We start from the raw sequence: 12008 nt of genomic DNA, 5'->3' as shown, positions 1-12008 counted from the left end.
AGCACATCGGACTACGGTCTGAGATCGGCGGGCGCCGCAAGATCGACCCGGGCGCCGCGTACGGTCATGATTTGCGCCTCGGTCGGACGTCGCGGCCGAGGGAGAGGTGGCGCGCGAAGGCCGCGTACGCCGAAGGGTTGTGCAACGCCGCGGCCGTGGGCGTGCGGTCGTAGCGGGTGGGCCAGCGTGGGTCGTCGCGGGTGTGCGGCACGCGCAGGCGGTCGGCCTCGGCGTCGGAGACATACCACTCGGGGGCAGGGCCGAGGGCGGCTGGAGCGAGGGCGACTGGAGCGAGGGCGACTGTGCCGAGGGCGACTGTGCCGAGGCGGCCGGATCGACGGCCCGGACCGCCTCGTGCAGCAGCAGCGCGGCCCGCTCGGCCGGCGTGATGGTGGTCGCCTTCTCGGCCGCGCCGGCCATCGGGGCCACGTGGAAGTGGCTGGACAGCGCGGTCGCGAGGAGCGGGTCGAACGGCACGGTGAGGTGCCGCACGGCGTCGGTGATCCAGACCAGCACCTGGGCCTTGGCCTTCCCGGCCGGCAGCAGTTCGACCAGGCCGGGCCAGTCGTCCTGGATGCCGCGCGGCGGTCCGTCCACCCGAAGCTCTCCGCCGGGGTCGACGACGTGCACATAGTCGCCGCCCCGGAACAAGTAGCCGTCGACGGCCGCGTCGATGCCCGTGGTGAACGGCCCCGGCAGGCCCTCGATGCCGGCCGTGGGCCGGGGATAGCCGGGCCCGACCGGCGCGGAGGGCCGCCCGAAGCCCAGCCCGGCGATGTCGTGGACCCCGTCGTCGGCCCGGCGGCGGGCATGGTTGTAGATGGCGTAGTGGTGCCGCTACGTAATGGCGCTCGGTCGATCTGCTGAAGAGTGTGGGCCGATCGTCGCGCCGAATCCCCCAAGCCCGTGGACAGGGGGCTGATCTCGGGCAAGGCTGGGCAGGTGACTGAGATCTACACCGCCGACGCGGACCGTTACGCATCCATGGAGTACCGCCGCACCGGCCGCTCGGGGCTGAAGCTGCCGGTGGTGTCGCTGGGGCTGTGGCACAACTTCGGCGACGACCGGCCGCTCGAGACCCAGCGGGCCATCCTGCGCCGCGCCTTCGACCTGGGCATCACGCACTTCGACCTGGCCAACAACTACGGGCCCCCGTACGGTTCGGCCGAGAGCAACTTCGGGCGGGTGCTGGCCACCGATTTCGCCCCGTACCGCGACGAGCTCGTCATTTCGACCAAGGCTGGGTACGACATGTGGCCCGGCCCGTACGGCGACTGGGGCTCGCGCAAGTACCTGACGGCGTCGCTCGACCAGTCCTTGAAGCGGATGGGCCTGGACTACGTCGACGTCTTCTATTCGCACCGGCACGACCCGGAGACGCCGATCGAGGAGACGATGGGCGCGCTGGCCGCCGCCGTCAAGGCGGGCAAGGCCCTGTACGCGGGCATCTCGTCGTACTCGCCGGAGAAGACGGCCGAGGCCGCGGTCATCCTGCGCGAGCTCGGCACGCCCCTGCTGATCAGCCAGCCGTCGTACTCGATGCTGAACCGCTGGATCGAGGGCGGCCTGCTCGACCGGTTGGAGCGGGACGGCGCCGGCTGCATCGCGTTCTCGCCGCTGGCCCAGGGCATGCTCACCGACCGTTACCTCAACGGCGTGCCCGAGGGCTCGCGCGCGACCGAGGACAAGTCGCTGACCCCGGACTGGATCAACGACGAGAACCTGGGCAAGATCCGGGCGCTCGACGAGATCGCCCGGCGCCGCGGTCAGTCGCTGGCCCAGATGGCCATCGCCTGGGCCCTGCGCGACCCGCGGATGACCTCGGTCGTGCTCGGCGCGAGCAGCGTGGCCCAGCTCGAGAACAACGTGGCCGCGGTGGGCAACCTGAGATTCACGGCCGACGAGCTGGCCGAGATCGACAAGTACGCCACCGAGTCGGGCATCAACCTCTGGGCTCGCTCCAGCGACTCCTAGGCGAGCAGGGCCTCGCGCATCTCTTTGCCCGGGTTGAAGCCGCCGACGACCTGGGGCGACTGGGGGTCGTAGACGTCGACGGTGTGGTTGCGGCGCATAAGCTCACGAACCGGCTGCGGCAGCGGCGGTTCGTCGCTCATCGCGCCGCGCAGGTCGCGGGCCGCGCCGATCAACCGGTGGGCCAGGGTCGCGCCGTCGGTGTCGGGGCGGACGCGGGCGAACTCCCAGCCGTCGATCGTGAGGTCGAGGATCTCGAGGATGTGGGCCAGCAGCGGGGCCGGGTCGGTCTGCTTGGCCGCCCGCTTGGCCTCCGCGCTGATCACCGCGGCGGCCGCGCTGACCTGGATGTACGGGTGCAGGCGGCATGGCAGCTCGAACAGCGGCCAGCGCAGGCTGCCCCGCGCCGCCGCGAACAACGAGCGGTAGTCGGCCCGGTCGAAGGCGTACGGCGCCTGGGCCCGGACGGCGGCGTATGCGTCATCGGCGAACTCGCGCAGGATGGCGGCCGCCGCGACCACGCCCTCGTCGCCGCTCAGCAACGGGATCACGGCCTCGGCCTGCTCGCGGAACGACTGCGGCAGGTGTGGCCCGAACCGCCCCCGCACGTCGTCGACCAGCGCCTGACCAGCGGCGGGATCCTTCTGCCGCCCGGAGCCGAGCCGGAACCACCGCATGTCGCCTCGCTTGGTCATCGCCGGAAATCGCGGCAATGTTAGTCGATCCGCCGGGTTTTCCGGTGCTGTGTGGGTAGGAGAATTCTGTGGGGGCGCGAGGCCCCCGTACGGGAAGAAGGTTTTGATCATGCAGAGTCGCCGCATCGGTGACGTGACGGTCGGCGCGATCGGGCTCGGCGGCATGCCGATGTCGATCGAGGGCCGGCCCGACGAGGAGCGGTCGATCCGCACGATCCACGCCGCGCTCGACGCGGGCATCACGCTGATCGACACCGCGGACGCTTATCACATCGGCGCCGACGAGGTCGGCCACAACGAGTCGCTGATCGCCCGCGCGCTGGCCACCTATGGCGGGGACACGTCGGGCGTGCTGGTCGCGACCAAGGGCGGGCACCTGCGCCCGGGCGACGGCAGCTGGACGGTGAACGGCTCGCCGGACTACCTGCGGCAGGCCTGCGAGGCCTCGCTCAAGCGGCTCGGTGTCGAGGCGATCGGGCTGTACCAATACCACCGGCCCGACCCGAAGACCGACTACGCCGACGCCGTCGGCGCGATCCGTGACCTGCTCGACGCGGGCAAGATCCGGATGGCCGGCATCTCGAACGCGAACCCGGACCAGATCCGCCAGGCGCAAGAGATCCTGGGCGGCCGGCTGGTCTCGGTGCAGAACCAGTTCTCGCCGGCGTTCCTGTCGTCCGAGCCCGAGCTGCGGCTCTGCGACGAGCTGGGCATCGCCTTCCTGCCCTGGTCGCCGCTGGGCGGCATCAGCAAGGCGTCCGAGCTGGGTGGTCAGGCCGAGAAGTTCGCCTCGGTGGCCGAGCGTTACGGGGTCAGCCCGCAGCGCGTCTGCCTGGCCTGGCACCTGGCCAAGTCGCCGGTGGTGGTGCCGATCCCCGGGGCCAGCCGCCCCGAGACCATCCGTGACTCGGCCGAGGCGGCCGAGCTGAAGCTGACCGCCGACGACCTGGCCGAACTGGGTGTCTGACGGTTGCAATTCGGTGCGCTGTGCCCGACTTCTCCGATTCGGTGACCTCGGTGACGACTGGATCCTTCGAACGCGGCCCTCGGGGCTGCCATCTCGAGGGGGAGTCGCATGGGATCGTCGGAGGAGCCGGGACAGCGGCACGGACTGATCGGGCGGATCGCGGACCTGCGGGTCAGCACCAAGATCTTGACGTCGGTGCTGGTCGTGGCCGCGCTGGGCACGGGTGTGTCCTCGTTCGCCGTGGTGAAGATGGCGCACATCAACCAGAACACCAATGAGGTCTACACCGGCAGCCTCCAGCTCGAGACGATCGCCGAGATGCGCAACGCGTTCAACCGGGTCCGCATCGACTCGCTCAACCACTTCATCACCACCGACAACGCGACCGAGGCCGAGGCCGAGGCGGCCATCACCAAAGACCTGAAGGCGCTGTCCGAGGCCGAGGCCCGCTACAAGTCGTTCGAGCTCGGCCCGGTCCGCGTCGAGGCGCTGGCCAAGTTCGACAAAGCCTGGTCGACATACGTCGACGTGCTCAACAACCGGCTGCTGCCGCTGAGCCGGGCCGACAAGAAGGCCCAGGTCGCGGCCATCCGCAAGGCCGAGATCGACCCGGTGGTGGCCCAGGCCCGCGAGGCCATGGACACCCTGTCGACGCAGACGATCACCAATTCGCAGAAGGAGCAGGCCGAGGCGGCGGCGGCCTACAAGAACGCCCGTACGCTGATCATCGCCCTCATCATCGCCGGCCTGCTGCTCGGCGTGGGCCTGGCCATCGGCGTGGCCCGCCTGATCACCAAGCCGCTGGCCCGGGCCGTGCAGGTGCTGACGGCGATCCGCGACGGCGACCTGACCGTCCGCACCGGCATGCACGGCAAGGACGAGGTCGGCCGGCTGGGCGAGGCCCTGGACACCTCGACCGAGTCGATGGCGATGATGGTGCGCCAGGTCGCCGACAACGCGCACCACGTCGCGGCCGCCTCCGAGGAGCTCTCGGCCGTCTCGGTGCAGATGTCCTCGGCCGCCGAGGAGACGTCGGCCCAGGCCGGCACGGTCTCGTCGGCCGCCGGCATGGTGTCGCAGAACGTGCAGACCGTGGCGGCCGGCGCCGACGAGATGGGCGTGGCCATCCGCGAGATCGCGACCAGCGCCACCCAGGCCGCGTCGGTCTCGGCCGAGGCCGCGCGGACCGCCGACAAGACCAACGAGATCGTGGCCCAGCTCGGCCGCTCCTCGGCCGAGATCAGCAGCGTGGTGCAGCTCATCACGGCCATCGCCGGTCAGACCAACCTGCTCGCGCTGAACGCCACCATCGAGGCGGCCCGGGCCGGCGAGATGGGCAAGGGCTTCGCGGTCGTCGCCTCCGAGGTCAAGGACCTCGCGCAGGAGACCGCCCGGGCCACCGACGACATCTCGCGCCGGATCGCCACCATCCAGTCCGAGACCGAGCAGGCCGTGGTCGCGATCGGCGAGATCACCGAGGTCACCGCCCGGATCAACGACCACGCCGCCACCATCGCGGCCGCGGTCGAGGAGCAGACCGCCACCACCAACGAGATGTCCCGCAGCGTGGCCGAGGCGTCCACCAGCGCCAACGACATCGCCGGGAACATCGCGGGCGTGGCCCAGGCCGCGGACGCCACCGCGACCGGCGCGACCGAGACCCAGGCGACCGCGCAGGAACTGGCCCGGATGGCCGAGGAGCTGCACCAGACCATCTCGGTCTACCGAGTCTGACGAGTCACTTGTCGAAGCTCGCGTAGTACGAGGCAGCCATGTCCTTGTCGCCGTGGCCGAGCTCGGCCGCACGACGGAAGCGTTCGGCCCCGGCCTCGGCCAGGTCGAGGCGGACGCCGTGCTGCCGGCCGGCCGCGGCGATGAGGCGTGCGTCCTTCTCGGCCGTGGTCACGGCGAAGCTGGCCGGCGACAACTGGTCGCCCCGCACGAGGCCGACCTTGCCCCGCAGATAGCCGTTGTCGAGCGGGCCGCCCGCGATGAGCTCGAGGAACTTGTCGGGGTCGACCCCGAGGGCCTCGGCCAGCGAGAGGGTCTCGGCGCCGGCGTGGGTGAGGGCCAGGACCCAGCTGTTGGCGACCAGCTTGAGGCGGGTGGCCGCGCCGGGGCTCTCGAGCCAGACCGTACGGGCCCCGACTGCCTCGAAGACCGGCGTGACGATGTCACGCCGGTCTTCGGCGCCTGCGGCGAGCACGGTGAGCTGGCCGGCCTCGGCCGGTTGCCGTGTTCCCAGTACGGGCGCGTCGTAGAAGGCGAGGCCGTGCTCGGCAGCCGCGGCGGCCAGCGCGTCCACGTCCTCCAGGCTGACCGTCGTCGACTGGACCCAGGCGGCGCCGGTCTTCACGGCCGGGAAAGCCTCGCGCATGACGTCGCGGACGGCGGCGCCGTCGTAGAGCATGGTGAGCACCACGTCGGCGTCCCGCACGGCCTCGGCCGGGCTCGGAGCGACCACGGCGCCGTCGTCCGCCAGCGGCTCGGCCTTGTCGGCGCTGCGGTTCCAGACGCGGACGGTGTGTCCGGCCTTGATCAGGTTTCGGGCCATCGCGGCGCCCATGATGCCGGTGCCCAGCACGCCCACAGTCAGAGTCATGGCCCTTATCTTCCCCGGCCCGAAAGTGTCGTACCCCCGGGACAGAATGGTGAGGTGCTGACAGCGGTGGTGGCAGAGGCGGGCGGTCGAGGGGGCCGTCTGCAAGACCTGCATGCCGATGGCACTGCGGCCGGGCCGGTGCGGCCGGTCGGCGACCTGGCGGGGGCGATCGGCGAACGGGAAGCCGCCGATCACCCCCGCTGGGTCTGGCCGGCCACGGCCGATGTCTATCCGGGGCTGCTGCGGGCCGGGGTGCGGGTGGCCCGCTGCCACGATCTCGAGCTGACCGAGGCGCTGCTCTCCGGTCACGCCGGGCGCTGGGGTGAGCCGCGCTCGCCCGCCGCCGCGTATGCCCGCCGGCACGGGTTGCCCGTTCCGGCTGATCCACCGCCGCGCATCGCCGAGCCGCCCGGGTTCGCTCAGGCGGCGCTGTTCGAGTCGGCGGGTTCGCCGGTGGCGGCCGTCGAGCTCGATGTCGTACGCGAGGTGTACGCCGACCAGGTCGCCCGCCTGGGCCGCACCGAGCATCCGGGCCGGTTCCGGCTGCTGGTCGCGGCCGAGTCGGCCGGGGCGCTGGTCGGGGCCGAGATGGGCCACGCCGGCCTGCCCTGGCGGGCCGACCTGCACGACGAACAGCTGCGCGAGCTGCTCGGCCCGCCCCAGCCGGTCGGGCCGCCGCGCCGGCTGGCCGAGCTGACGGCCGAGATCAACGCCGCCTTCGGGGCCTGGGGGCTGCACCCCGACTCGCCGGCCGAGGTCGTGCGGGCCTTCGCCCGGGCCGGCATCGACATCCCGAACACGCGGGCCTGGGTGCTCAAGTCGGTCGACCACCCGGCCGTGCGGCCGCTGCTCGAATACAAAGAGCTCTACCGCATCTGGACGGCGCACGGCTGGGCCTGGTGCGACTCGTGGGTGATCAACGGGCGGTTCCGGCCCGAGTACGTGCCGGGCGGCGTGGTCAGCGGCCGCTGGGCGACCCGGGGCGGCGGCGCCTTGCAGGTGCCCAAGTCGGTGCGGCGGGCCGTGGTGGCCGACCCGGGGTGGCGCTTCGTGGTGGCCGACGCGGGCCAGTTGGAACCGCGGGTGCTCGCGGCGGTGTCGGGGGACAGGCGACTGGCGGCGGCGGGGGCGGCCGGTGATCTCTATGCCGCGCTGGCCACCGACTCGTTCGACGGTGACCGGGCCAAAGCCAAGATCGCGTTGCTCGGGGCCATGTACGGGCAGACGGGTGGCGCGGCGATTCCGGCGCTGGCCGTGCTGCGTCAGAGTTATCCGACCGCGTTCGAGTTCGTCGAGCAGGCGGCGCGGGTCGGTGAGGCGGGCGGGCTGGTCCGCTCCTGGCTGGGCCGCACCTGCCCGCCGTCGTCGGCCTCGTTGCGCGACGCCGGCCTCGACCCGCCGGAAGAGGCGGCCGAGCCCGTGGGCGCCTCCGGACGGGCGCGGGGGCGCTTCACCCGCAACTTCGTCGTGCAGGCGACGGCCGCCGAGTGGGCGTTGGTGCTGCTCGCGACCCTGCGCACTGCTCTGGAGGGCAGCAAGGCGGAAATGGTGCTTTTTGTGCACGATGAGGTAGTCGTGCACTGCCCGGTGGAGGAGGCCGAGCGGGTCGTGGCGGCCGTGCAGGAGAGCGCCGTGATGGCCGGTCGGCTGCTGTTCGGCGACACGGCCGTCCGGTTCCCGCTCGACGTGGCCGTCGTTGAGGCCTACGCCGACGCCAAGTAACTCGGCATCCTGATCCGACACGCGCCCCCGGCCTGCCGTGCCCCCGGCCTGCCGTGCCCCCGGCCTGCCGTGCGCCCCCGGCCTGCCGTGCCCCCGGCCTGCCGTGCCCCCGGCCTGCCGTGCGCCCCCGGCCTGCCGTGCGCCTCGGCCCGCCGCGCGTCCGGCTGCCGTGCGGCACCGGCGGGCGTGCTCGCTTACGGCGGGGGCTCCGGCCTTGGACGTCTCACCTCTTGGGCCTCGTACGCGGGGGTGAAATGAAAATCGGGTAAGTTTGTTTGTCCGAAGCGAGAGGCGCTGCAACGGGGTGACACCCGCCACGCTCGCTCGGTGGAAACCGACCAAGGGCGCCTCCGTTGTACCGGAGGTGGTCGGTGTGGAAACAACCAGCATGTCCAGAATCGATGAGCTGAAGCGCCTGCTCAGCGAGCGGATCGTGGTGCTCGACGGCGCCTGGGGCACGATGCTGCAGGGCGCGAAGCTGCAACCCGAGGACTATCGCGGTGAGCTGATCGGCCCCGACCATCCGCAGGACGTCACGGGCGACCCCGACCTGCTGATCCTGACCCGGCCCGATGTGATCCTCGACGTCCATCGACAGTATCTGGCGGCCGGGGCTGACATCACCACCACCAACACGTTCACCGCGACGAGCATCGCCCAGGCCGACTACGGCCTGGAGTCGTACGTCAAGGAAATGAACATCCGCGGCGCGCAACTGGCCCGTCAGGCCGCCGACGAGGCCGGCGGCAAGTTCGTGGCCGGCTCGATCGGCCCGCTCAACGTGACGCTGTCGCTGTCGCCCAAGGTCGACGACCCGGCCTACCGCGCGGTCACGTTCGACCAGGTCAAGGCGTCGTACGCCGAGCAGATCGCGGCCCTGGCCGAGGGCGGCGTCGACCTGCTGCTGATCGAGACGATCTTCGACACGCTCAACGCCAAGGCCGCCATCGCCGCCGCCCGCGAGGTGGCGCCGCACCTGCCGCTGTGGATCTCGGTGACGATCGTCGACCTGTCCGGCCGCACGCTCAGCGGGCAGACCGTCGAGGCGTTCTGGCGCTCCATCGAGCGGGCGAAGCCGCTGATCGTCGGGGTCAACTGCGCGCTCGGCGCGACCGAGGCGCGGCCCCACGTGGCCGAGCTGGCCCGCCTGTCGGACGTCTACGTGGCCGCCCACCCCAACGCGGGGCTGCCCAACGCGTTCGGCGGCTACGACGAGACCCCCGATCAGACCGGCGCCCTGCTCGGCGAGTTCGCCTCGGCCGGCCTGGTCAACATCGCCGGCGGTTGCTGCGGCACGACACCCGCGCATATTGGACAAATCGCCCAGGCGGTGCGGGCCTTCAAACCGCGCGAGATCAACCCGCCGGCCGAGACGACCCGGTTCAGCGGCCTCGAGCCGTTCGCGATCGGCCCCGACACCGGCTTCGTCATGATCGGCGAGCGGACCAACGTCACCGGCTCGGCCAAGTTCCGCCGGCTCATCGAGGCCGACAACTACCAGGGCGCGGTCGACGTCGCGCTCGACCAGGTGCGCGGCGGGGCCAACCTGCTCGACGTCAACATGGACGCCGACCTGCTCGACAGCGAGCAGGCGATGACCACGTTCCTCAACCTCATCGCCACCGAGCCCGAGGTCGCCCGGATCCCGGTCATGATCGACAGTTCCAAGTGGACTGTGCTCGAGGCCGGCCTCAAGTGTGTGCAGGGCAAGGGCGTGGTCAACTCGATCAGCCTCAAGGAGGGCGAGGAGCAGTTCCTGGCCCAGGCCCGCCGCATCCGCGACTTCGGCGCCGGCGTGGTCGTGATGGCGTTCGACGAGCAGGGCCAGGCCGACACCCGCGACCGCAAGGTCGAGATCTGCGGCCGGGCCTACGACCTGCTGGTCAACGAGGCCGGGTTCGCCCCCGACGACATCATCTTCGACCCCAACGTGCTGGCCGTGGCCACCGGCATCGCCGAGCACAACGGCTACGCCAAGGCGTTCATCGAGGCCCTGCCGCTGATCAAGGAGCGCTGCCCGGGCGCGCGGACCAGCGGCGGCATCTCCAACCTGTCGTTCTCGTTCCGCGGCAACGATGTGGTCCGCGAGGCCATGCACTCGGCGTTCCTGTACTACGCGGTGCAGGCCGGGCTCGACATGGGCATCGTCAACGCCGGCCAGCTCGCGGTCTACCAGGACATCCCGGCCGAGCTGCTCGAACTGGTCGAGGACGTGCTCTTCGACCGCCGGCCCGACGCCACCGACCGGCTCGTGACGTTCGCGTCCACCGTCACCGGCAAGGGCAAGCAGCGCGAGGTCGACCTGTCGTGGCGCGAGACCCCGGTCTCCGAGCGTCTCTCGTACGCGCTGGTCCACGGCATCGTCGACTTCATCGAGGAGGACACCGAGGAGGCCCGCCTCGCAAAGGCCCGGCCGCTCGAGGTGATCGAGGGCCCGCTGATGGACGGCATGAAGATCGTCGGCGACCTCTTCGGCTCGGGCAAGATGTTCCTGCCCCAGGTGGTCAAGAGCGCCCGCGTCATGAAGCGTTCGGTGGCCTACCTCGAGCCGTTCATGGAGGCCGAGAAGGAGCAGGCGCGCCTGGAGGGCCGGATCGAGACCAGCCGGGGCCAGGGCAAGGTCGTGCTGGCCACGGTCAAGGGCGACGTCCACGACATCGGCAAGAACATCGTCGGCGTGGTGCTGGGCTGCAACAACTACGAGGTGATCGACCTCGGCGTGATGGTGCCGGCCGCCAAGATCCTCGACACCGCGGTCAGCGAGGGCGCCGACTTCGTCGGGCTGTCCGGCCTGATCACCCCGTCGCTCGACGAGATGGTCGCGGTCGGGGCCGAGATGCAGCGCCGCGGGCTCAAGCTGCCGCTGCTCATCGGCGGCGCCACCACGTCCAAGCAGCACACGGCCGTGCGCATCGCCCCCGCCTACGACGGCTCGACCGTCCACGTGCTCGACGCCAGCCGGGTCGTCGGCGTGGTCAGCGACCTGCTCGAACCGGCCCGGGCCGAGAAGCTCGACACCGCGAACCGGGCCGACCAGGAGAGGCTGCGCGAGCAGCACGCCAACCGGCACGCCCAGCCGATGCTCACCGTCGAGCAGGCGCGGGCCAACCGCGAGCAGGTCGACTTCACCGACCTGCCCACGCCCGCCTTCACCGGCGTCCGTGACGTGCGCCCGAGCATCGCCGAGCTGCGCGAGATGATCGACTGGCAGTTCCTGTTCCTGGCCTGGGAGCTCAAGGGCAAGTACCCGGCCATCCTGGAGCAGCCGGTGGCGCGCGAGCTGTTCGACGACGCCAACGAGCTGCTCGACCAGATCATCGCCGACGGCTCGTTCGAGGCGCGCGGCCGCTACGCGTTCTGGCCCGCGCACAGCGAGGGCGACGACATCGTGCTCGGCAACGGGTACAAGTTCCCGATGCTGCGCCAGCAGACCCAGAAGCCGGCCGGCCGGGCCAACCGCTGCCTGGCCGACTACATCGCGCCTGCGCCTTCCCGCGGCGGAGAACAGAAAGAAACCGATTGGGACGGCGACCACCTGGGCGGCTTCGCGGTCGGCATCCACGGCGCGGCCGAGCTGGCCGCCAAATACGAAGCAGACAACGACGACTACCGCGCGATCATGGTGAAGGCGCTGGCCGACCGTCTGGCCGAGGCGTTCGCCGAACACCTGCACCTGCAGGCCCGGCGCGACTGGTTCGAGCCCGGCTCCGAGCCCGACCTGGCCGACCTGCACGCCGAGCGGTTCCGGGGCATCCGGCCCGCGCTGGGCTACCCGGCCAGCCCCGACCACAGCGAGAAGAAAGACCTGTTCGAGCTGCTGGGGACGGCCGAGATCGGGATCGGGCTGACCGAGTCGTTCGCGATGACCCCGGCCGCCGCCGTCAGCGGTCTGATCTTCGCCCACCCCGGGTCGCGCTACTTCACGGTCGGCCGGCTCGGGAAGGACCAGATCGCCGACTACGCCGTCCGCCGCGGGATGCCGCAGGAAGAGGTCGAGCGTTGGCTGCGTCCCAACCTGGCCTACGAGATCGACTGATCGGGCATGATCGTC

At 71.3% G+C, this 12008-nt stretch carries 8 protein-coding genes; 6 read left to right on the top strand and 2 right to left on the bottom strand.

The features are described 5' to 3' along the window. The first annotated feature begins 202 nt into the window (after positions 1-202). Positions 203-634, top strand: coding sequence for a hypothetical protein (locus tag M1L60_RS31100; RefSeq protein WP_253241096.1), 432 nt, complete (start codon positions 203-205; stop codon positions 632-634). A gap of 350 nt (positions 635-984) precedes the next feature. After that, positions 985-1974 carry an L-glyceraldehyde 3-phosphate reductase gene (gene mgrA / locus M1L60_RS31095; protein WP_253241123.1) on the top strand — a complete coding sequence of 330 codons (990 nt, stop codon included), beginning with the start codon at positions 985-987 and terminating at the stop codon, positions 1972-1974. Here the strand turns inward: mgrA and M1L60_RS31090 are convergent. After that, positions 1971-2666, bottom strand: coding sequence for a hypothetical protein (locus M1L60_RS31090; RefSeq protein WP_253241095.1), 696 nt, complete (start codon positions 2664-2666; stop codon positions 1971-1973). The two genes, mgrA and M1L60_RS31090, sit on opposite strands and share 4 nt — an antisense overlap. 109 nt (positions 2667-2775) lie before the next feature. Here M1L60_RS31090 and M1L60_RS31085 point away from each other — a divergent pair, with 109 nt between their 5' ends. Beyond that, the gene (locus M1L60_RS31085) at positions 2776-3633 is read left to right on the top strand and encodes an aldo/keto reductase (RefSeq protein ID WP_253241094.1); all 858 of its coding nucleotides are present in this window, start codon (positions 2776-2778) and stop codon (positions 3631-3633) included. Positions 3634-3741: 108 nt separating this feature from the next. Then, a complete protein-coding gene (locus M1L60_RS31080; protein WP_253241093.1) occupies positions 3742-5367 on the top strand; it encodes a methyl-accepting chemotaxis protein in 1626 nt (541 codons plus the stop codon). Between the two features lie 4 nt (positions 5368-5371). Here the strand turns inward: M1L60_RS31080 and M1L60_RS31075 are convergent, their stop codons facing one another. After that, complete coding sequence (locus M1L60_RS31075) at positions 5372-6235, bottom strand: NAD(P)-dependent oxidoreductase (RefSeq protein WP_253241092.1); 864 nt, start codon at positions 6233-6235, stop codon at positions 5372-5374. A gap of 54 nt (positions 6236-6289) precedes the next feature. Here M1L60_RS31075 and M1L60_RS31070 point away from each other — a divergent pair, with 54 nt between their 5' ends. Next, positions 6290-7957 (top strand): bifunctional 3'-5' exonuclease/DNA polymerase, encoded by a 1668-nt coding sequence (locus M1L60_RS31070; RefSeq protein ID WP_253241091.1) that lies wholly within the window; start codon positions 6290-6292, stop codon positions 7955-7957. A gap of 388 nt (positions 7958-8345) precedes the next feature. Beyond that, a complete protein-coding gene (gene metH, locus M1L60_RS31065; protein ID WP_253241090.1) occupies positions 8346-11993 on the top strand; it encodes a methionine synthase in 3648 nt (1215 codons plus the stop codon). Positions 11994-12008: the final 15 nt, after the last annotated feature.

Source organism: Paractinoplanes aksuensis (genome assembly GCF_024137025.1).
GTDB lineage: Bacteria > Actinomycetota > Actinomycetes > Mycobacteriales > Micromonosporaceae > Actinoplanes > Actinoplanes aksuensis.
This window is presented reverse-complemented; position numbering and strand designations above follow the sequence as displayed.

Bases quoted from the DNA above. Each gene is read 5' to 3' on its own strand.
- M1L60_RS31075 (WP_253241092.1), bottom strand. From the start codon at position 6,235: ATGACTCTGACTGTGGGCGTGCTGGGCACCGGCATCATGGGCGCCGCG.
- M1L60_RS31080 (WP_253241093.1), top strand. From the start codon at position 3,742: ATGGGATCGTCGGAGGAGCCGGGACAGCGGCACGGACTGATCGGGCGG.
- M1L60_RS31090 (WP_253241095.1), bottom strand. From the start codon at position 2,666: ATGACCAAGCGAGGCGACATGCGGTGGTTCCGGCTCGGCTCCGGGCGG.
- mgrA (WP_253241123.1), top strand. From the start codon at position 985: ATGGAGTACCGCCGCACCGGCCGCTCGGGGCTGAAGCTGCCGGTGGTG.
- metH (WP_253241090.1), top strand. From the start codon at position 8,346: ATGTCCAGAATCGATGAGCTGAAGCGCCTGCTCAGCGAGCGGATCGTG.
- M1L60_RS31085 (WP_253241094.1), top strand. From the start codon at position 2,776: ATGCAGAGTCGCCGCATCGGTGACGTGACGGTCGGCGCGATCGGGCTC.